The sequence below is a fragment of the Ningiella algicola genome, from assembly GCF_028401415.2.
Classification (GTDB): domain Bacteria; phylum Pseudomonadota; class Gammaproteobacteria; order Enterobacterales; family Alteromonadaceae; genus Glaciecola.
On record NZ_CP171821.2, the window covers coordinates 1,089,392 to 1,111,065 of the forward strand.

General features: G+C 44.3%; 21 protein-coding genes and 1 tRNA gene. 13 read left to right on the forward strand and 9 right to left on the reverse strand.

The window, feature by feature from the left end; all coding sequences use genetic code 11:
* From PN836_RS04845 to tagF, 11 genes are all read left to right on the forward strand, one after another.
* Positions 1-648, forward strand: coding sequence for a peptidoglycan-binding domain-containing protein (locus PN836_RS04845; RefSeq protein WP_395344113.1), 648 nt, complete (start codon positions 1-3; stop codon positions 646-648).
* 8 nt (positions 649-656) lie between these two features.
* Positions 657-1,133: a peptidoglycan-binding domain-containing protein gene (locus PN836_RS04850; protein ID WP_395344116.1), complete on the forward strand. Its 477-nt coding sequence runs from the start codon at positions 657-659 to the stop codon at positions 1,131-1,133.
* 2 nt (positions 1,134-1,135) lie between these two features.
* On the forward strand, positions 1,136-2,338 hold the full coding sequence (locus PN836_RS04855; protein ID WP_395344119.1) for a hypothetical protein: 1,203 nt from the start codon (positions 1,136-1,138) through the stop codon (positions 2,336-2,338).
* A 40-nt stretch (positions 2,339-2,378) separates the two neighbouring features.
* The gene (locus PN836_RS04860) at positions 2,379-3,170 is read left to right on the forward strand and encodes a HEAT repeat domain-containing protein (protein ID WP_395344121.1); all 792 of its coding nucleotides are present in this window, start codon (positions 2,379-2,381) and stop codon (positions 3,168-3,170) included.
* A gap of 10 nt (positions 3,171-3,180) precedes the next feature.
* Positions 3,181-3,570, forward strand: a complete 390-nt coding sequence (locus PN836_RS04865) for a DUF4280 domain-containing protein (RefSeq protein ID WP_395344124.1) — start codon at positions 3,181-3,183, stop codon at positions 3,568-3,570.
* Between the two features lie 97 nt (positions 3,571-3,667).
* The gene (gene tagH / locus PN836_RS04870) at positions 3,668-5,077 is read left to right on the forward strand and encodes a type VI secretion system-associated FHA domain protein TagH (protein WP_395344127.1); all 1,410 of its coding nucleotides are present in this window, start codon (positions 3,668-3,670) and stop codon (positions 5,075-5,077) included.
* The gene (gene tssJ, locus PN836_RS04875) at positions 5,074-5,568 is read left to right on the forward strand and encodes a type VI secretion system lipoprotein TssJ (RefSeq protein ID WP_395344129.1); all 495 of its coding nucleotides are present in this window, start codon (positions 5,074-5,076) and stop codon (positions 5,566-5,568) included. Before tagH ends, tssJ begins: the two co-directional genes overlap by 4 nt.
* Positions 5,569-5,588: 20 nt before the next feature.
* On the forward strand, positions 5,589-6,917 hold the full coding sequence (gene tssK / locus PN836_RS04880; RefSeq protein WP_395344132.1) for a type VI secretion system baseplate subunit TssK: 1,329 nt from the start codon (positions 5,589-5,591) through the stop codon (positions 6,915-6,917).
* 2 nt (positions 6,918-6,919) lie between these two features.
* Positions 6,920-8,233, forward strand: a complete 1,314-nt coding sequence (gene icmH / locus PN836_RS04885) for a type IVB secretion system protein IcmH/DotU (protein WP_395344135.1) — start codon at positions 6,920-6,922, stop codon at positions 8,231-8,233.
* Positions 8,230-11,682: a type VI secretion system membrane subunit TssM gene (gene tssM / locus PN836_RS04890; RefSeq protein WP_395344138.1), complete on the forward strand. Its 3,453-nt coding sequence runs from the start codon at positions 8,230-8,232 to the stop codon at positions 11,680-11,682. Before icmH ends, tssM begins: the two co-directional genes overlap by 4 nt.
* A 17-nt stretch (positions 11,683-11,699) precedes the next feature.
* Positions 11,700-12,389 carry a type VI secretion system-associated protein TagF gene (gene tagF, locus PN836_RS04895; protein WP_395344141.1) on the forward strand — a complete coding sequence of 230 codons (690 nt, stop codon included), beginning with the start codon at positions 11,700-11,702 and terminating at the stop codon, positions 12,387-12,389.
* Positions 12,390-12,414: 25 nt separating this feature from the next.
* Here tagF and PN836_RS04900 read toward each other — a convergent pair whose 3' ends face one another.
* The 3 genes from PN836_RS04900 to PN836_RS04910 form a co-directional block, all read right to left on the reverse strand.
* Positions 12,415-13,209, reverse strand: a complete 795-nt coding sequence (locus PN836_RS04900; protein ID WP_395344144.1) for a PP2C family protein-serine/threonine phosphatase — start codon at positions 13,207-13,209, stop codon at positions 12,415-12,417.
* 217 nt (positions 13,210-13,426) lie between these two features.
* Entirely contained in the window at positions 13,427-14,614 is a 1,188-nt protein-coding gene (locus PN836_RS04905) for a hypothetical protein (protein ID WP_395344146.1), read from the reverse strand.
* A gap of 49 nt (positions 14,615-14,663) precedes the next feature.
* On the reverse strand, positions 14,664-15,869 hold the full coding sequence (locus tag PN836_RS04910; RefSeq protein ID WP_395344148.1) for a lipase family protein: 1,206 nt from the start codon (positions 15,867-15,869) through the stop codon (positions 14,664-14,666).
* Positions 15,870-16,219: 350 nt separating this feature from the next.
* Here PN836_RS04910 and PN836_RS04915 point away from each other — a divergent pair, with 350 nt between their 5' ends.
* Positions 16,220-17,083: a PA4780 family RIO1-like protein kinase gene (locus PN836_RS04915; RefSeq protein ID WP_395344150.1), complete on the forward strand. Its 864-nt coding sequence runs from the start codon at positions 16,220-16,222 to the stop codon at positions 17,081-17,083.
* 26 nt (positions 17,084-17,109) lie between these two features.
* Here PN836_RS04915 and PN836_RS04920 read toward each other — a convergent pair whose 3' ends face one another.
* The 3 genes from PN836_RS04920 to PN836_RS04930 all read right to left on the reverse strand — a co-directional run bounded on the left by PN836_RS04920 (position 17,110) and on the right by PN836_RS04930 (position 19,754).
* Complete coding sequence (locus PN836_RS04920; protein WP_395344152.1) at positions 17,110-17,577, reverse strand: hypothetical protein; 468 nt, start codon at positions 17,575-17,577, stop codon at positions 17,110-17,112.
* Positions 17,578-17,853: 276 nt separating this feature from the next.
* Positions 17,854-18,711 carry a class I SAM-dependent methyltransferase gene (locus PN836_RS04925; RefSeq protein WP_395344154.1) on the reverse strand — a complete coding sequence of 286 codons (858 nt, stop codon included), beginning with the start codon at positions 18,709-18,711 and terminating at the stop codon, positions 17,854-17,856.
* A gap of 173 nt (positions 18,712-18,884) precedes the next feature.
* Positions 18,885-19,754, reverse strand: coding sequence for an acyl-CoA desaturase (locus PN836_RS04930; RefSeq protein WP_395344156.1), 870 nt, complete (start codon positions 19,752-19,754; stop codon positions 18,885-18,887).
* A gap of 147 nt (positions 19,755-19,901) precedes the next feature.
* Here PN836_RS04930 and PN836_RS04935 point away from each other — a divergent pair, with 147 nt between their 5' ends.
* Complete coding sequence (locus tag PN836_RS04935) at positions 19,902-20,219, forward strand: metalloregulator ArsR/SmtB family transcription factor (protein ID WP_395344157.1); 318 nt, start codon at positions 19,902-19,904, stop codon at positions 20,217-20,219.
* Positions 20,220-20,299: 80 nt separating this feature from the next.
* On the opposite strand, the gene PN836_RS04940 is transcribed toward PN836_RS04935, so the two are convergent.
* The 3 genes from PN836_RS04940 to tpiA form a co-directional block, all read right to left on the reverse strand.
* Positions 20,300-20,386, reverse strand: a tRNA-Leu gene (locus PN836_RS04940).
* A gap of 23 nt (positions 20,387-20,409) precedes the next feature.
* Entirely contained in the window at positions 20,410-20,817 is a 408-nt protein-coding gene (gene secG, locus PN836_RS04945) for a preprotein translocase subunit SecG (protein ID WP_395344158.1), read from the reverse strand.
* 12 nt (positions 20,818-20,829) lie between these two features.
* The gene (gene tpiA, locus PN836_RS04950; protein ID WP_395344159.1) at positions 20,830-21,564 is read right to left on the reverse strand and encodes a triose-phosphate isomerase; all 735 of its coding nucleotides are present in this window, start codon (positions 21,562-21,564) and stop codon (positions 20,830-20,832) included.
* Between the last annotated feature and the right edge of the window lie 110 nt (positions 21,565-21,674).

Genomic DNA, 21,674 nt, shown 5'->3' on the forward strand with positions numbered 1-21,674 from the left:
ATGAAAAAACACAGTATTAAATCGGGAGAGTGTCTTGCAAGTCTTGCAAAACACTACGGATTTCATGATTGCAAGGTCATATACGACGCGCCTGTAAACGAAGTGCTTAGGCTTCAACGCCCCAACATGCACGTGTTACAAGAAGGTGACCAGCTATTTATTCCTGAAAGGCAAACAAAATCAGTCAGGCTTGGCTCTGGCATTCAACATACTTTTAAAGTGAAAGGGCAAGTTACGGAGTTTGTTACGCTTGTTCAAGATAGTGGCGGGAACGCGCTTGCTAACATGCCGTATGAATTAGATGTTGGCGGATACAAACTCACGGGAATAACCGACAAAGATGGCTTGGTGAGAAAGAAAATTGATGCCAGTGCAAAAACGGGGAAACTCATCATTTTTTTGGATGAACTCAAAAAAAATGTGCTGACATGGCCATTAGAGTTTGGCTCACTGCCCCCGCATGACTCAGCAATTGGTATTCAAGCGCGACTCAATAATTTGGGCTACTTTTGTGCAAATGAAACGGGCGTCTTGGATGACACAACAAAAGACGCCATCAGCGCGTTTAAAAGCAAGCATGGCCTGACTGCCAACGCCACTGTCGACGAACGCTTTCTTGCTGCGCTCAAGCATGAGTACGGATTTTAGGAACGGATATGGCAAAAGTAGCGCGTTCAAGCAAAGGCCAAGGCAATGTCAATAAGTTAGTGTTTCATCGACAGGACATTTACTTTCAAACACATCCTGGCAAGTGGGGTGAACCTGGCGAACGGTCAATTGGCCCTAAAATAGAATACACGCTCAGGCAAAACGGTCAGTTCAGCCAGTCTGGATTTCTCGATGATGATGGCTGTGCCAAGCTATTAATACAAGGTGGATGTAAGGCTCAGCTTTGTGCTTTAGGGAGTCAATACGAGCTCAAAATGATGTCTGCATTAAGCAGCTACGAATCCTTTCTAGGCGTGCAACAACGCCTGCGTTTACTAGGTTATCTAGACCGAGAGGCAAGTGATAAATGGGACCAAGCCATAGACCGAGCCATCCTGAATTTTCAGGCTGATCATGATTTAGAAGCACATGGCATCTTAGATGATGAAACCATTACCGGTATAAAAGAAGCGTTTGGAGAGTAGAAGTGGCCATTAAACTAGCACTTAAAGATGAATGTAGATTGGTTCCTGTCAGGTTTGAACGTGCTAGTAAAAGCGAGCCTGATATTCAATTTCCAGATATTGATAATCGTGGCTACCGAAATAAGGATGCGAGCATCGATGGTGTTTCGGTGGTATCAAATCAACATACCGCGCTTTTAAGTTTGTCTGCGGGACAAAGCGCGACTATCAAGCTGGTAAGAGAGAACATCGCACCTACTGCGCCTCTTTTTGTCAGCAGCTCTAATAGTGATTGCTTAAGTGTCATCAGCCCCACAGAAAACGCTAAGTGCGCGGATGGTCCATTTTCGTTAATTAAGATTGAAGCGCAACTGTTGGAAACCAACAAAACTCAAGTTGCCACACTTGAGGTGCGTTTTGGACGTGCTGATGGTCCCATTATTCACCGACTCGATGTGTATGTCTTACCCAAGCTTATTATAAAAATTCAGCCCTTTTTAGTGACAATTAATGGAGAAAACGGCGCGTCAGGAAAGGCTGTTCGCTTGAATCTGTCGAAAGTGTTCTCAATAGCCTCAGCGATATGGGGCAATGCGGGCATTCAGTTGTCGTTTGCAAAACCAATTTCATTGTCGGCAAGCTTGCGGCAAGCCGATAAAATGTCATGCAACAGCCATCTCAATGAAATGAACCGCGTCTTGGATTTAAAATGGGAAGCGGATCGCGTCAATCTTTATATAATGCAAGAGGTTGAGGGCGGTATGAGCATTACCGTAAACGCACAAGACTATCGATATTTAAAGCTAATACGCCCGGGCATTTTCTTTGGGCTACACTCTTGTGAGCAAAATCAGGCACGTCCAGAGGAGCAAGTCACCAATCGCGCAAGCGATGCACATTTGTGCGGAAATGATCTTGCGCATGAGCTGGGCCACTTTTTTGCTCTGCCCCATTCAGGAGCGTTCACGAACCACGATTCACCTCAGCCTGAGGATACATGGTCTATGCGCAGCATTATGCATGAAACAAACACCATTGTTCGAAACGTCCCCAATGGAGCCAGCGTTGCTGACTTTAACGATCTTTCTTACGGATTTAAAAATGAAGAACACGCCTATCGAGGCGCATTGGTGCCAATTAAGCGTATAGGTGCAAATGGAAACGACGCCAGCTGCGATATGGCTCGCAAATATATTGCCAAGGGTATAAAGCATCTTTATTCATAACGCGACCCGATTCGTTAACACAAAGGAGACATTAGCATTGATGACAGCGCATCTTACCCAAGCAATTATTGAGCAAGACCCCTTTGCTAGCGATGTCGCAGCCAGAATGGGTAAATCTGCCTTGCCTGAACTCGCGCAATTGGCTAAACACGAACACCCTAGCGTTAGGATGGACGCGATACGTGCTGCTGGAAGACTGGATATTGGCGACTACTACGAACTCGTTTTCGGTGCATTAGATGATGACGATATAAACGTAGTGCATACTAGTCTGGGTATTATTGAGCAAGCTAAAACGCAATTATCGAATCAGATTTTGCTTGGGGTTCTAAATAAACTTAAATACGCTGATACAAAAGCGTGCGTAATTCTTATGCTAGGCGAGACATTATCGATTAATGAAGCAGATGCTCTCGAGCACTACTGCACCATTGATCAGGGCGAAACCATCGCTTTGCATGCCGTAGTTGCGCTTGCCAAAATTGGGGTCGAACATCGAAGACATCAGTTTTCATCGTACTTGCTATCCATCAAACATAATCCTGAACTATTCAAGCTGCTATTTTCCTTCATTGATTATATCAATCAGAGTTGGTTGCTTTCCCCACTGAAGCAACTGCTTGCGAATAAAACCCTTTTACAAAGCCTCAGCGCATCTCTCCCTAATATGCCAAGGCATATTAGAGTCTGCGACAGGGCCGTATGCAGCATTGCAATGATTGCAAATAAAGCCATGAGTTTTGAAGCGCAGACCTTTACTAACTTTAGCGAACAACAGTTAGCTGAAGCGCATCGAATCGCCAGTTATTTCCCCTCCAACAAACAGCATTAGGAATCCGTTTATGCCAGAACAAGTTATCATGGGTGCAAAAATGCTATGTTCACAAGGTATGGCGCCAAGTACGCTGATTGTTCCTCCTTTAAAGGGTGTATCGGTTGAAGGGATGGCTGCTGCAACGGTGAATGACAAAATTCCCATCGTAAATATTCCCCCTTTTGGTCTGTGCCGTTCGATGTCCAATCCACAGGTGGCAGCTGCCACATCGGCGGCAATGGGTACGCTAACACCCATGCCTTGCATCCCCGTTATAGCGGGTCCCTGGAAGCCCGGCGCAAAAAAAACCGCCATCGGAGGTGTGCCATGTTTGACCAAAAACTCCAAATGTACTTGCGCTTGGGGAGGTTCAATATCCATTGTCAAATCGGGCGGAAAAATCACCGACGTGGCGTAAATCAGAACTAAGACAGCTAAGCATGCAAAATTTGCAACTTTTGTGAAATGGTGGCGTAAGTTTGCTCTAGAAAGGACAAATTTAAAAAGCAATCATTATGGCAAATTTGCAGTTAACGCTGTTAGATGGCTCAACACGAGATCAGAGCCAAACATTCGATATCGGTCAAGCAGGCGCTAGCGTCGGTCGAGCTAGTGAGTGTGACTGGGTATTAAACGACCCAGACCGCTTTATCTCCAACAAGCATATTTTAGTGACGTATCGAGACAAGCGTTTCTTTGTTACCGACTTAAGCAGTAACGGCGCATATGTCAACGACAGTAATACTGCTATTGGAAAAAACAACACCTACGAAATAAAGTTAAACGACATTATCAAACTGGGTAAATGTAGAATATTAGTGAGTAAGATGACGCTAGACAGCACATCGAGCTCGCCTGATTTGATGAGCTTGATTAATACTACAACGGCCAAGGAAGAAACCACTCCTGTAAACAGCCTAGACCAGTCAAGCAGCGGTGAGCTTGGTTTATTTGATATTTTAAATAACAACACAGAGCAAAAGGATAATGCCACTTCTTCAAGCGCTCCAAATCCAGTTTCGGCGGGCTTAGCTCCTAGTCTAGCGGCTCAAGATCCTATGTCAGTGGATCAGCCACCTCAAATGTTAGGTAGGTCGATTGACTTAAACAAAAAGACAACAAGCGATGCTATTGCTAAAGCGTCCTCCACTACCATCCCTGATGATTGGGACTTGAACCTTGAAAGTCAGGCTGAGGCGAGCGATGCGCAAAATTTTGATGTGAGCCCTCAATCGATTGAGGAATTAAAACAGCCCGAATTACATACACAAGTGGAAGAAGCAAGGGTATCTGCAAAGAATATAAAGGATGATAAAAGTGCATCTTTAACAAAAGCCGACACCGCTTTTTATAACTACTTGTACGACCGCTTGGGTTTACCTCATGAATACCGAGAGCGCATCGATAAAAACGTGTTTGCCGATGAGCTCGTGCAAATCATCAACACCTCAACTCAGGGGATAATGGCTCTGCTGGCAGGTCGCTCGGTGTTTAAACAGGAATCGCGTTTAAACATGACCATGATTAAACCCCAATCAAACAATCCAATAAAATTTTCACTGGATCCAAGTGACACCCTTGAGATGTTATTGGTGAAAAAAAAGCCCGGATATATGAGTGCTCAAGCTTCATATAGCGAGGCGATGAGTGATATACAAACGCATCAAATGGCTTTTTTAACTGGACTACAAGCGACTCTCAGTGGCGTTTTGAACGACCTGGATCCTTTAAAAATAGAAGAAAAAGCAGCTAAAGAAAATAAATCATTCATTGGTTTACGCTCAGACACGCATAAATGGAATAATTTCATTGAAATGCAATCAAACCTGCAAAAGCGTGTATCAGAAAATCTGAATGATGTTTTATCTAAGCATTTCTCTCCTGCTTATGAAGATCACATAAAAAATGCAGGTAAAGACGCATGAATCCTATGAAACAAATCTTACTAATAGCCTTGGCAGTGGCGCTTCTTGGAGCGTGCGCCAGCCCTAATCCCGTAGAGAAAAAATCAAGCTTTGTCTACGCGATCAGTGCATCAGACACGATTAATCCAGATATCAATGGACGCCCCTCATCCGTTTTACTTCGTGTCTATCAACTGAAAAGTAAACGCAACTTCGAGAATGCGCGTTACGAGGATATTTTCAGCCAAGGGCAACACACATTGGGCGCCGAGTTTCTATCCGTAGACGAATATCTAATCGACCCGAATACAAACATGCAGATTGAGCTCGAAGTTTTAGAGGCCAGCAGATTTATTGGCATCGCGGTTGGATTTCGCAGCATTAATGCAACTAACTGGCGCACCGTCATTGCAATGCCTGAAAAGTCTAGCCTTAACCCAATTGGTCTGTTTAGCGCTCAAGGCATTCAAATATTTGTGGATGAACTCAGCGTGAGAACTGAAGCCTTGTAAGCTTGCAATAAGGAAATGAAATGACTTGGGAAAAACGCGTAGTATGGTCTGAGGGCATGATGTTGCAGCCTCAACACTTCCAACAGCAAGCCCGCTATCACGATGCTCAACTTCGCGATACGCTTCATGCCAGCATTCCTTACGCTTGGGGGCAATGCTCAGTTGGCATCGATAGCGCATTGCTTAAAACAGGTAAGTTTTGTGTGCATGAGGGTGAAGGCGTTTTGCGCGACGGCAGTGTATATCGCTTTCCGGAACGAGATCAGGCTCCGGCGCCAATTGATGTAAGCAAAAACGAGCTTGGTCACATAATCTACCTTGCGGTGCCAATACGGCGAAATGGTAGTATTGAAGTGCAGCGCGATGACGACAGCAATACACGTTTTGCGGTGAGTGAGTATGAAACGAGGGACGTCTCAGGCCTCACCAAAAACAAGGCTTTGCTTGAAGTGGGTGGTCTTCGTTTTGTTATTCGAACCAGTGCACAAGACAACAGTGAGTTTACGTGCGTAGCCATCGCCAAAATTGAAGACGTGAGTCCTAGCGGATTAGTAACTCTTGACGAGAATTTTATCGCGCCATCACTTAACATAAAAGACAATCACTGTATCCGTGGTTTTGTGAATGAGTTACTCAAACTCTGTCATCATCGCATTCATGCACTTGCATCACGAGTATCTGTGGCTGGGAAGTCTACTGGCAGTGAAATCACTGATTATATGCTCTTGCAAACCCTCAACCGGCACTTACCAAGTATTCATTATTTCAATCAAGCAGAACAGCTCCACCCTTTTTACCTGTATGAGAAACTTTGTGCGTTAATTGGTGACATGAGCACATTCATCAAAGCTGACAAGCTAGTGCCACAACTCCCCCATTATGATCATGAGCAACCTTCGCCGGTATTTAAAGCACTCATTGGCGAACTACGAAGCTTATTTAGTGTGGTCTTGGAACAGAATTCAATTAACATCCCGCTGCAAGAACGCAAGTTCGGCATTCGAGTGGGCACCGTAGCTGACAAAACCCTGTTTGAAAGCGCAAGCTTCATATTAGCGGTTAGCGCGGATGTGTCGGCTGAAGACTTGATGAAATACTTTCCTGCGCAGAGCAAAATTGGCGCGGTGGAGTCTATTAAAGAATTAGTGAACTTGCAGCTTCCGGGTATACAGCTTACACATTTAGCCGCAGCGCCCAGAGAAGTCCCTTACCAGCGTAACTTCGTTTACTTTGAATTAGTACAAAGCGGCGAGTACTGGGCAGCCTTAAGCCAATCTGGCGGCATAGCCATTCATATTAGTGCTGATTTTCCGAACCTTTCTATAGAGCTATGGGCTATCAGGAGTTAAGGATGACCGATAAGGACGATGATTTATCCAAGACGATGGTTATCCCCAACCCAGGGGGACGTCTTAACAGACGTCAGCAAACAACGCTAGCAGTGACATCTCAGTCAGTGCTTGATGCGACACAATCAGCGCCCTTTGTATCAGAGCCTTTAAACATTCGATTAGAAAACAAAGTACTGGCCCATGCCACAGAACTTATCAATTTAGCCAGTAACATACTGACACTTGAGCCTAACAATAGCGTTGACCAACTCAGAAATGATATTGAACAGCATATCGAAAAGTTTGATAAGCGCTTGATCAGCGAAGGCGTTTCACAAGAGGTCGCGCTCACTGGCAGGTATCTGTTGTGCTGTCTTCTTGATGAACTCGTTCTGAGCACGCCTTGGGGCATTGAAAGTATCTGGAGTCGACAGACGCTTTTAAGCAAATATCACAATGAGACGTCTGGTGGTGAAAAATTTTTTGTCATCATCAATAAGCTCATGGAGCAAGCGCAACAGAGTATTGATTTAATCGAACTTTGCTACCTGTGCTTATCCATTGGATTTCGAGGGAAATATCGGCTTTCGCCAACCGGTGAAAATGAAATATTGCAGATCTGCAACATGATGTACCAAGCCATTTCTCTCTACAGACCTTGCGCAAATGATCTTTCTCCGTCATGGAAAACAGATCTTAGCGCCTCAACGAGCATTCAAAAGCGTGTGCCCCCTAGCCTCCTATTTTTAGTGTTAACCTTTATCTGTATCGCAACATATGTTGCCTTACTGTCCAATCTTCATGCCCAGTCTTCACCCTTGTATGAAAAAATCGAATCTATTGGCTGGAACAAAAGTGCCTATGAGCGTGAAGTTTCACACGCGCGCGACAGCGACCAAAGTAGCACGGCTAATGTGCTAAGGGACGTGAGGCAAAAAATGCGTCAGTCGATCGCAAGCGGCTTGCTGGAGGTAGAACAGCAAAATAACTTGTTGACTCTGCGTTTTGCCAGCGAGCAATTGTTTCCGCCAGGCAGCACGCAGGTAAATGAGGCCTATCTACCAAACAAGACCTTGCTGATTGAGACGATAAGATCCTATTCAGATTCAATCCTAATCGTGGGTCACACCGATTCCACGGGTCGCGCTGAATCTAATTGGGTGATATCGAGACAGCGGGCAGAATCCATTGAGAAATGGTTGCTGTTGGACGCTAATCACTTTTTGCAGATGACCACACGAGGCCTTGCAGATACGCAGCCATTAACACCAACCCCCAGTGACAGTAGAAACAGAAGAGTAGAGATATTGGTACTATTAACAGGTGATGTATGAGCAAAGAGACATTATTAGCACTCGTAAAACATCGCTACTTTTTACCTACACTGTATTTGTTACTCATTGTGCTAGGCATATTTTTGGCCGGTCCATATCTTGCGTTTGCAGGCTATGTGCCACTTTCCAGCGTTGTCTCAAGGGTGTTGTTAAGCACCATTATTGTTGTTAGCTACACACTCTACCGATATATCACCTATCTAAAAACGCTTAGCAAACAATCATCGTTTGTCAATGAATTGAGTGAAACAGACGATGTCGCAGAAGCGGTCAGTGCAGAATCAAAGGCCTTAAAATCAAAATTTGTCGGTGCTTTCGATGCGCTCAAGCGAACCAAAGGAAGTGCTAGTTCTCTGCTGGAACTACCGTGGTACATGATAATCGGGTCGCCTGGCAGCGGCAAAACCACGCTATTGTCCAATTCTGGACTACAGTTCCCGCTGGCAGACAAGCTTAATGCTAAACACCTTGATGGCATTGGTGGCACAAAAAATTGCGATTGGTGGATAAGTAATGAAGCCGTGTTGCTCGATACGGCTGGACGATATACGTCCCAAGACAGCTTCCAAGAAGTAGACAAAACCGGATGGCAAAACTTCCTGGGTCTAATTAAGCGATATCGAAGAAAACCTATCAGCGGATTATTGGTCAGCATCAGTATGGCAGACGTGCTCAGCATGAATGAGTATGAACTGCAAAAACATGTGACCACACTTAAACAACGAATCGGCGAAGTAAACACTTTTTTCAACACGCAATTCCCAGTGTATGTGCTGATCACTAAATCAGATATGTTGGCAGGCTTCACTCAATTTTATGATTCGTTTTCTCATAAGGAGCGTGAACAAGCCTTTGGCCTGGCATTGGATGAAAACAAAGCAGGTATAGACACCCGTGAACTCAGCGTCGAGTTTAATGACAAGTTTGCCGAATTATTAAAATCATTGTCGCGCAGACAATGGAACAGAATGGCAATGGAGCGAGATTCTAATCGCAAAGCGCTAATTTATTCATTTAGAGACCAAATTGCCTCGTTACAGCAAACCTTGAGCGACATAATCCAAAACTTAAGTCTGGCTGAAGCTGGTATTGACGGCAATATTCGTCCTGGGTTAGTGCGTGGCCTCTATTTTACAAGTGGCACCCAAAGCGGTGCACCAATCGATCGAATGCTGACGCGAATATCCAAGGCCTTTGGACTTCGACACGCGCATCCAGTTTCTTGGAATAATGACCAGCGAAGCTATTTTATCAAAGACTTACTCCAACAACTCGTGTTTAAAGAAGCCGATAAATTTGGCACTTTAGCGATGTATGAGCGGAAAAAACGGCGCGTTAAACAACTTGCATTAGCTATGTTTTCACTTGCCACCGTCGCCTTGTGCTCCAGCTTTTATATCAGTTTCAAAAACAACGAAGCCTTTCTGAACGAAGGAAAGACAGTTGTTGACCGATGGATAACTCAACATCAAAGCCAAGGCGTGCAGCAAGACCTAAGACAAAACATACCCGCCCTCAATGACTTCGCGAATGATTTACAACGACTAAGCGCCGAACACAGTCAACACTTTTCTGGCTTAGGGTTAAATCAGCAGCGGACGCTTGCTAATGCCCTAGACGCAAGTTATCAGCGTTTGCTAGCTTCTATTTTATTACCTTTTGTAAAACAAGAAATGGAATTGCAAATGCGCAGTCATAGCGATCCTGTCTTGCAATACCAAGCACTCAAAAGCTATCTGATGATGGCTCAACCTGAGCGGCGTGACAACGAGTATCTGATTGAATATCTGCTTAGCAGTATGAACAATAACGCTTACTTTTCTGAGCAGGAGTACGCGCAGATTCAAACGCATCTGTCGGCTTTGATAGCGGGCAACGTCATGATTTCCCAAAGCAATCAAAGCAGTATTGATGCAGCTCGCCAATCATTAAATGCACAAGCTTTGGATGATGTCTATTATCAACAGCTTCGCCGAACATATTTAACCAACACCGAAAACTTTCAATCGCTTGCACAGCTTGCCGGGTCAAATTGGAGAAATGCCTTCACCACCTCCTTAGATGAAGTTTTTAGCATCTCAACGCTCTTCACTCCCAGTGTATTTAAACAGCTTACCGGCAATGAAATAGCTAACTATGTCGAACAACTAGCGAAAGAAACATGGGTCTTAGGTCCGAATAAACGAATAGATCCTGAAGCACTGCAAACGCAGCTTGAGCTATTGTACGCAAGCGAATATGTTCAGCAGTGGCGCGCGCTAATAAACTCAGTCAGTATCAAACAAAACACCGATCTGGCATCGTTACTCACCTCACTTCCAGAGCTGAGTAAAAGCACAAGCCCCATTTTTAATTTGTTAGAAAGTATCTCTAGGGCGACTAATCTGACGGGGCTAAACTTATCGGCTGCTGGTTCAACAGAGCTTGGGCAACAAGTCCAGCAATCCATTCAAGTTGCACAGTCTAAGTTTAATTCAGATGGGTCAGAGTTCTTCATAAGTTCAAGATTTAGTGCCCTGCATGAATTAATGAACAGTGAAAGAAGGCAGTCTGCTGAGCAGCGTTTATCTGCCTTGCTGCAAGAACTGAATGTCTCCTTAAGTTTGCAAGCGCAAAATATGCAAAGCGTGTCGCCGCCTCAGTCGCTGCAAGCCCTAAAAGGATTTGGCTTATTGCAAGTGGCTCCCTTAAGCCGTTGGATAGAAGAACTATCAAGCTCAGTAGAAAACGTACAAAGCCAAATTCGTAAAACGCAGCTGTCGAATCTTTGGAAGCGTCAGGTGTTCGCGCAATGCCAAGCAATTAGTTCGACTAAATACCCCTTTGCTAAATCGGCTCCTGTTGACGCAAGTTTAAATGATCTTAATCAGATGTTTGGAAACAATGGCATTATTTTAAGCTTCTTCAATACTCACCTCTCAGCATTGGCCAACACGCAAACTCGTCCATGGACATGGAAAGATGGGGTTCAGGCAAAATATCAATTTTCTCCTTCCGTACTGCCGTTTTTTGAAAACAGCGCAATGGTTCAACAGGCCTTGTTCACAAAAAATCCGGCCGCAGCGTCAATGCAGTTGGCGCTTACACCAGTATTCTTAGATTCAAAGCTTTCTCAAATAAAAATGGACATTTATGGCACACAACTCAGTTATCAATTTGGCAGACCTATTGCGGTCAATGTTTCATGGCCACCAGCTAACCCGCAAAGAAGCAGTGACATTGTATTTGTGCGTCGCGACGGTAGCGAAGTAGTCATGAGTGAACGCGGCATATACTCGCTTGTAAAACTGATTGATGCTGCAAAAACCGAACGTGAATCACAAACGCAAGTGCAAGTGACGTTTTCTAAAGATGGCTATTCAAGTATCTATCGAATATCGGGAAATGATGGCAGTGATCCCTTAGTTTTAAACAGACTTGGGGACTTTAACTGTTTGCAAGCGTTGTGACCAAATGGCGTAACATAATGAAAATTGGATTTTTTGGAAAACTACCGAGTTACGGTGACTTCATTCAAAGAAATGTAAGCCCTGAGATTGCTGAATATTGGGATAACTGGATCTTGCAGGCGATGGAACATGCCAAATCTGATTTAGATAGCCAATGGAAGGAGTGTTATTTCACCAGTCCAATTTGGCGATTTCATTTGCAAAGCGGTGTGGTATGTGAAAATACCCTTTCAGGTTTGATGATGCCCAGTATTGATTCCATGGGCAGATGCTACCCGTTTTTTGTTGTTTGTTGCTTTGATGCTAAATCCGATGTGATTAAGCTCGCATCCATGATTGACGATTGTCATGCCAAATGTGAAGAGTTGATACTCCAACTGCTAGGGCAAGAGCGCCCCGATTTAGACCAAGTTTGCAGTGAAATTGGTAAATGCTATCGGGGTATCGTAAAACAACATGTCCCAAAATCGCAACCATCTCCTGTATTGACACTGAATGAAATTTACCAATACGATGGGGATGCATCGGACAATTTAACTCAAGTGAACGAACATTTTCTTTCACACTGTGTGTCACGCCAATTTGCATCTTTGTCGATATTCAGTAGAGCACAGAGTCACAACATCCATGCTCAATATCGCTACTATGACGGTATGCCTAACGCACTTGCGTATTCGAGTTTTCTGGGCGACAACCTGCCCAAGTGAGTTGTTCTTGTGAAGTTCGGGTTAGCTATCGTGGCCCCAGGGGCAAAGTAGAATCAAGAGGCAGGGTGTTATTCAAAAGGGTTTCATCAAAAGTTTCATTTTGAACCAATATTGCAGTGACATTATCCCTTGCGTTTCGCTTGTTTGCTATATCAATTAGTGCATCTGCAGCATCAGCAAAGGGGTGTTCCAGAATAAAGCTTTCTAGCTCTTGATCTGACATGACCTTATTTAGACCATCGCTACATACTAGAAATCGATCGTCATCGTCCAAGTCAAAGCTGGCAATCTCAAGTTTCAATTCTTCGTGCGCACCAACCGCCCGAGTAATAATGTTTGCCTTTGGGTGATGTTCCGCCTCACTTGCAGAAATGAGACCGGCATCAACCATATCTTCAACTTGGCTATGATCTCGAGTCATCCGAAAAATATAGCGGTCGCGCAAGCGATAAATTCGACTATCGCCCGCCCAAATACAATAGACTTTTGCGCCTTGAATAAACAATATAGCCACCGTACTGCCAACGATTGAATCGTGCCTCTTTGATAACTGAATCAAGACGGAGTTTACCGATTGAATACACTCCGAAATTTGCTGCAAATTCAGGGGGCTTTTTGACTCACTTTTTGATGCGTCTATAAGCTTCGAAAGACCTTCAATAATAAGTTGACTGGCCACATCACCTCTGGCATGCCCACCCATACCATCGGCAACACACCAAAGCCCTGCACTGCAACAATCTAAGTAGTTGTCCTCATTGACTTTTCTCACTGTTCCAACATCCGTTTTTGCTACACACATCCATCGTGAAGAATTCATTAAACACCCCTAAAATCATGCCTTGGCATATTCACATAAACCTTTGAATTTCGATAAAAAATTCAGCCCTTATTGTACAATAAATTGTTATGAATAACGACGGATTAGCACGCTTAAAAACCACAATTCGCTTGCCTTTTTTTATGACTGTCGTTAAGGATAAAAGGATGCCAAAAACGTAGATACCAAAGCTAACAATAACAAGCAAATGTGATACTCAGTTTTGCAGCGCTTCCATTCTTTTTTTTAAGTCAATCGCCAGTATTCTGTATGCCTGAGCGTTAGAATGGCCGGGATCAACAGACAACACTACATCCCATTTGGCGATTGCATCATCCAAGGCTTGTTGTCGATAAAACACGGACGCTTGTCGATGATATTTTTGGGAAATGTCACTGCGCGTTTGTTGCAGTAATGATTTGGCTAGGGAGTTGTTTTCATCGGCTTGTGCCGCCGCTTTAAATGATTCAAAGGCCTGCAGCTCGTCTTCAAAAGTCAATTGTAGTTGGCCTAATTTTACGAAAGCTTCTGCGGCTTTTACGGGATCAGAACTCTCAAGCTGATTGGCTTGCCCCTGATATACCTCAATCGCTAATGGTTTTAATTCGTCGGTCATGCCTTGCTTTTCTGTGTATGCTTCGAGCAATTTACGAGACTTTTCGAACTCGCCCAAACGTTTTGTATCGTGAAGCTGAGATAATAATTCAGCAGGGCTTAGCTGTGCTATAGGTGTTTGCGCTAGCGCAGGCTCAAATGATATCTGAGGCTCGAGTACGTCGGGCAATTTAGTATCAAGCGCTTTCTCTGGTATGAGTGACTTTCCTGCTATTAACTGCTCAGATTCAGCAACTTCAGTTTCTCTAGCTTCGGCCTCCTTCTCTTTCGCTAAAACTAACTCGGCCAGTTGCGTTAAGGGGATTTTTATTTCACTGCCAATAATCACGCGGCGCGGCTGCTCTATGTCGTTGTATTTGGCTAGTGCGTAAAACTCCCAAGCGGAGCCCAAGTATCGTTTTGCTAAAGTAGACAGGCTTTGACCCGATTTAAGCTCTACCGTGAAAAACTCTTCTGGATAGTAATCTTTAGAGGCGGTATTGATTTGCCTCAATAGATTATGCGCTCGGCTATTACCCGGAGCGGCCTTCAAATACTCGGTGAGCTCTACTTTGGCAAGTGCAGACTCGCCTCGGTCTAGGCTTTGCAAAGCCTTCGACATACGTTCGCTGGGCGTAAGGTTTTCTTCTGCGCGAATCTGGCTAGTCTCGCTCAGTGTTTTAGGGTTTTGACTATGCGCTAGTCCATATTCATTATCAGGATTGGGGGCAGTAGAAACACAGGCAGTCGTTATCATCATAAACAAAGCAATTACGCTGTATTTCGCCAAGCATACGTTTTCTAATTTCATGTAGGCTCCTTTGTTCTTATGGTCGTGTCCGAACCTGGCGCGCGATAGTTTAATTGAAACGAATAACTGGACGGCGACCACGTCGTTGTCGTTCGTAATATTGTGCCGCAGCGAGTTCGCGATCCGTTTCATTTTTGATGCTGTTACACATTAAAGCCGCTAAATATTTCAGCATTGATACAATCTTATTGCTGCCAAACGATACAAATTTGCACAGATTGGTAAAACACCCTTGTATCCATTTGATGATGAGTGGTTTGCGATTAGGGTCGCGCGTAATAAAGAAAGATATTGACGCGACAATCTGATCTAAGATGGTAATGGATGGCACAAGGGCTAAGCCTAATGCCGTTCCCACAGCCGCAAGGATCAGATGAAATGCTTTAGACAACCATCGCCATCCACGAGACGTCATACCGTAACCGCCCCCCACGCTTCCCCCACGATTTATTAAAATCTCAGCTTCAAGCCATGGATCGTCTGACGTAAGCTTATTTCCTCCGCCAGCGAGTATAAGGTTATTTGATTTCATATAGTCATTATGACCTGCAATAAAACTGTTGGTGGTTATCAGTCTTTTTCCAGGCAAATGAACGTATGGCATCATTGGCAGCCAGGTAACTAAGTCAGACGCATAGTAGTATCGATTTATACGGTCTCCCATGTGTTTTTGCATAAACTGAGAATGCGGCATAAATCCAACGCGCGGAGCACCAAAGGTATATAAATAAGGCGTGTATGGACCATTGATAAAGTGCTCTGCCGCAAGGGTCGCTAATGCCCCCCCCATACTATGCCCGCAGCAGTGAATGGTATGACATCGGCCAAAATAATTAAAAAGTATGTCCGAAATGTCAGGTAAGCAAGATTGGAATACTTTGGCGAACCCACCGTGCACAGCAAAACCTTTAGGGCTGGTTCCTGGCGCGCCAGCAGCGTCTATTAAGACGTAGTCAGAGGTTTTTTGACTGCCACGAAACGTAATTAACAACTCTCCGCGCCGTCTTCCGGTTCCTTCAATAATGTACCCCATCCTTGATTTGGGACCAAAAGAGCTTTTGCCATAAAATGAATGAGTCCCAATGGTTATCCCATTACCCCCATTATCAAAACCGGTAGTTGCTTGTGGAATTCTTGTACCATCTGATAAGACCAAATCCCCTTTTTGTATTGGATCATCTAAACCCATTACAAAATTGTCACCACCTGCATAAGCGCAGTCTTTTGCGTATTTAATTGAAAGTGCTGTTGGCATACAAACCTATCCTCAATTGGGCAGATACACCTTAGCCATCCTTACATTTGAGCCAGATGCAAAATACGTTTCAATGAATAGGCTTACGCCAACAGTATTGGGAAAGTTGCAAGGATACTGCCTCTGAATGGCATAGCTCTGGAGCTTTGATATTGCTCCTTTTTAGGGTAGCACTCTGTCGAAATTTTAGTTTTTTAGAAAGGTATGTACCTATCTGTAAACTTTAAGCCTTGTATCTCCATCAGCAGTCTATTTTTAATTCGGATTAGTCTCACGGATTCCTGCAATTAATGCGATAATCCCGTCCGTTAATTTTATCGATAGAAACAAGAGCACCCTACCCGCTATATATGAAAACACCTAAACGCTTAATACCTTTAGTCGAAGACGGCTTAATTGATGAAGTTCTTTACCAACTAATGAGTGGTAAAGAAGCCACGGTTTTTGTGGTGCGCAGCCAAGGTGAAGTGCGCTGTGCGAAAGTTTATAAAGATGCAATGAAGCGCAGTTTCAAAAAAGCAGCTCAGTATCAGGAAGGACGAAAAGTCAAAAATAGCCGACGTGCTCGCGCTATGGAAAAGGGCTCTAACTTTGGCCGCAAGCAAATAGAAGACGCGTGGCAAAATGCCGAAGTAGATGCACTCTTTACCCTGTCAAGGGCGGGAGTAAGAGTGCCGCAACCATTTGGGTGTTACGATGGGGTGTTGTTGATGGAATTAGTTGCCGATGACGAAGGAAACGTTGCGCCTCGTTTGAACGATGTGGCAATGTCGGCTGAACAGGCCATAGAAGACCACGTTCAAGTCATGCACTATGTAAAACTGATGCTTTGCGCGGGCATCGTGCATGGGGACTTGTCTGAATTCAACGTATTGGTTGATGATTATGGCCCGGTCATTATCGATTTACCGCAAGCGGTTAACGCCGCTGCTAACAATAACGCGTTTTCAATGTTGCAGCGTGATGTTCGCAATATGACCGAATATTATAGCCAGTATGCCCCAGAATTAATCAATTCACATTACGCTGAAGAAATGTGGGCGCTGTTTCAAGCAGGGGATTTGACTCCCAATACCGAACTTAGTGGTCAATTTGAATTTGATGAAAGTGATGCGGACGTCGACACTGTATTGGAAGAAATAAAAGCCGCATTTGAAGAAGAACAAGCTCGATTAGAAAGGATCAAGGGCAATTGTGAGGACAAAGCTTTGTGATTGAGAGCTCGCGTTGGAAAGCATTTTTACAACACTTGAAATTGCTGAAGCAACGCGTCAATTGTTTTGTATTGTTGCATAGAAATCTGCGCTCTACGCGGATAGCGCGGCGCGTTGCGGTCATCATACACATGCTGCCAACCAAAGGTGCTTTGCATAAAGCGTTCGGCATGTTCGTAGCCAGCGTTCGGCGATTTATAATGGCTAAGGCATCCAGCCAAACAGGTATCAATATAGCTTAAATTGATTGGATACTGTGGCGTTGCGTCATGAACCGCAAGTGATTCGCAAATCCAAAGAGTAATATCGGCATCATCCAAGTGTGCGCCAAGCGCTTGGTTGTGGCAGTTGAGTAAGTTCACCGCGTCGCGCTTCACTTCGGTAAATTGATAATCTCGCTCGCGCTGTTGTAGCTTAGGATTAAGACTAACAGGCACGCAGTGCGCATTGAGGCTAGCTTCAGCACTGGGCACAACACCCACATAAGTCTGCATTTCATGGAACGCCCGCGTAATCCATTGCCGTTTAAATCCATTGACTTGCACAGCAACAGCGGCATGCGAGTTGTCACTGTGTTGAGCACGACTATTGTCGCTCAGCAGTGAACCATAGCCAAGAATGAAGTGCTTGGCATCGTGCCAATCAGGATGGGAATGATCAGAAATTGTCGTTGCACTCCATTGTTAAGTTAATGAGACCTAAGTGCTTTTATTCGTTTTCTCCGTAAAAGGCGAGCTAAGCCTTCAAGCTCGCCCTCGATTAGCCTCTGATTAATTTAGCGGTTTGATAAACTTCAGGGTCATTCTATCTGACTCACCAATTTCACGAAATTTTGGGTCTTTTTCATCAAGAGGCGTTCCCGCCTGCAAGCTCCAAACCCCTCTTTCCCAATCAGCAGTATCTTTTGGATTCGCGTTAATCTCGCTGGTATCCACTAGCTCAAAACCCGCATTTTCAAGCAATTCGATGACATAACTTTGTTTTACATAGCCGCGCATCGTAGTGGTAGGGTCGGTATCAAAATCTTCGCGTTCACGATGCTGAACAATGCCCAATACACCGCCTGGCTTTAACACAGTCAATACTTCTGGCAGCAGTGCATCAGCTGTTCCACGACCTATTTGCCCATGCATGCCTCTGATAATCAGCATAGCATCGACACTGTTTGGCGCCGCAAATGGCACTGTTTGCCCGGTATAGCGCGCAGCGGCATTATGCCCAAACAAACCACTGGTGTGGTCAATAAAGCTCTCACGCCATTGCATCTGACGCTCATAGCGATCCGACTCTGGATTAGGGCTACCATTTACCCCAATATATTTTCCATGCTCAGCCGTGAGCGGCGCCAGAATGCGCGTGTACCATCCACTTGACGGTCCAAGCTCGGCAACCGTCATATTTGGCTCGATGCCAAAAAAGGCCAAGGTTTCAACTGGGTTACGATATTGGTCTCGCTCCTTGTCTAAGTCGGTGCGGAATGAATTATCATTTACCGCTTTTTCAATGGCGGCTTTTCCGGATAGCATATCACCATCGGCATTTTTACTTCCGTGATGATCAGCTTGAACATAAGCAGAGGCTAGCAATATTAATGCGCTAGTGGTGCTAAGTAATAGCGGTTTTAGCATTTTGACTGATTCCTTTTTTTGACTAGTTTATTATTTTCGTTAGATAACGATAGTATGTACGCAGAATTAGAACAAAAAGCGCTTACTATTTATTGATGGAAATTTGTTACCCACTTTTTTCTGAGTTTCTCCAACCTTCTGTAAGACTGACTTATACGTAATTGAGGAAGTGTCTAGAGCCGTTTCAGTTCATCTCGCTCGGGCAAATGCTCTGGAAGGACTAAATCCCATACTAATCCAAGCTTCGCTAAACCTTTTAAAACTAACCAACCAATGTCAATTTGGCCCTTCTCTAAGCCTAGATTAGCCGAACCGGGAAAAGCATGATGATTATTGTGATAGCTTTCGCCCATGGTAAGTAGTGCCGCAAAAGGAACATTGTGTCCTTGAACATTGGCGTTTTCGACATGCCAATCGCGAGCACCATGGTTGTGAGCAAAGTAACCAATCATCCAATGCCCTAACACTGATATAGATACTCTGACGCATACACCCCAAATCACCCATTCTAGTCCACCTAATGTAAACAGCAGCACAGCAAGTGGAAGCTGTTGAAGCATCCACGTCGCCTCCATCCAATTGTAGAATCGATCGTTAGACACAGATTTTTCAATATTGAACGATGGTGAGTGTTTAAGTCTGACATCGCAAAAAATCTGCCAAATAAAATCCTTCCACATAGGCTGTTTATGCCCGAAATAATCATGACAATCCGATTGTCGTTGCGCCCAATCACGCATATCGTGCGTTTTTATCATTCCAATAGGACCTGCCAGTCCAACAATCACGCCTAAATGGACAAATAAATATTCCAGCCATATTGGACATTGATAGCTTTTATGAATGAGACGTCGATGCATGCCAATGGAGTGGCCCAGGCAAAGTGATATGACGGTAGTGACTGCAAATACTGCGAATGTTGAAAATGAGAACGTGTACCAGCCACCAACAAGTGTTAACAAAAACATACTTCCCATCCATATCGTTTTCGGTATCGACAGAACAACCCGCCCCGCTTTGGCATTTGTCTTTGACGTAATCACGATTCTTTCATTTTTATACATCGCTATCCCCGATTGCTAGAACGTCCGCTCATAGAACTGTTCCGAATATGGTGTTTCTTAACACTTTACGCTACCATCAATTATAGAAAATTTAGTTAATTAACTATTTAGTTAAATATATAACTCATGAGTAACGTTTTTCAAGCTTTATCTTCACCTGTTCGGAGGAAAATTTTAGCCTTTTTATCTGAGGCCAGTCTGACTGCGGGTGAAATTGCAGATAAATTTGATATGAGCAAGCCTGCTCTTTCTAAGCACTTGGCAATTTTATCTAATGCGGGGTTAATTGACTCGGATAAAAAAGGACAATTTGTTCATTACTATTTAGTGAAAGAAAACTTATTCGCTAGTATGAATGACTTTTTGGTAGATTTTTGCCCTGAGGGTAAGCCCTTGAAGGTTGAGAGCAAATCTCTTGCAAAGCAGCAAACGCGCAGTAAATAAACTATCAAAGCCAAATTTATCCAATTGCGATCCAGAATAAAAGAAAGACCGGTAACTCAATGAGTTACCGGTCTTTTATATGGTGCGGAAAGCGGGACTTGAACCCGCACGGCCGTAAGGCCACCAGCCCCTCAAGCTGGCGTGTCTACCAATTCCACCACTTCCGCAAAATCTGTGAACATCTTATACTCTAGTTTGGTTCATCTGAGCTTTCTGGCTCGTCTTCAGTTGCCGGTACGTCGCTTGTTTCAAGCTCATCAACTGGCGTGCCCACATTTGGAATATCAGACATTGGAAGAGGTTCAGCAGGCTGAACGTCTTGTACTGGAATGTCGATATTCTGGAAGCTGTCTACTTCCTTATCAGTATTGGCTGTCATGCTGCCAATGGTAAGGCTAATGAAGAAAAACAAGGTCGCAAGAATAGCTGTGGTTCGCGTCATGAAATTGCCCGAACCGCTTGAGCCAAACACCGTATTAGAGCCACCAGCGCCGAAAGACGCGCCCATGTCTGCGCCCTTTCCCTGTTGAATGAGTACAAACCCAATCAACAGCAAAGCGACAATTAAATATGCTACCAGTAATACTTCGTATAACATTCTGTTTCCTTTTTAATTTGCCGCTTGGCAAATTACTGTAAAATCGTCTATTTTCAAACTTGCGCCGCCAATTAAGCCGCCGTCTATGTCAGCTTGGGCGAAAAGCTCAGCAGCGTTTGACGCGTTCACGCTGCCGCCATATAAAATTCTTAAGTCCTGAGCGGCTTCATTCTTCTCGCTCAAATACTCTCTAATAAACGCATGCACTTCTTGCGCTTGTTCAGGTGATGCTGTTTTGCCCGTGCCAATCGCCCAAATAGGTTCGTAAGCAATGATGCTGTTATCAAAAAACTGCTCGCCGCAAGCGTCCAACACTGCATCAATTTGAGCTTGCACGTAAGCAAACACAGTACCTTGTTCTCTTACCTCAAGCGGCTCTCCTATACAAAATATAGGCTTTATTCCTGCATTCAAGGCAAGATTGACTTTTTCGCCAATTAATTCGTTGCTTTCGCCGTGATCTTGACGGCGCTCAGAATGACCAATAATCGCGTAGGTCACACCTAAGTCGTTTAACATCGCAACTGAAATATCGCCTGTGTGAGCGCCGCTTTCATGCTGACTGATGTTTTGTGACCCCACAGCAAAATCAGCGCCCATGGACTCGCTTAAGTACACTGCGGGTGGGCATATCACCACATCCACGTTTTCTGGACTCTTCAATTGTGCTTTAAATAAAGACAATAACGCAGTGTCTCCGTTCATTTTCCAATTTCCGGCTACCATTTTGCGTCGAGTATTTGCCATTAACATGATTCCTGTAAGTGAGTTGCTATAAAAGCACACTTGCCAATATCAAATTAGCCAGCCCAAAAGCGGCGCTGATATTAACTAACCCAGTGAAATTATACAAGCAA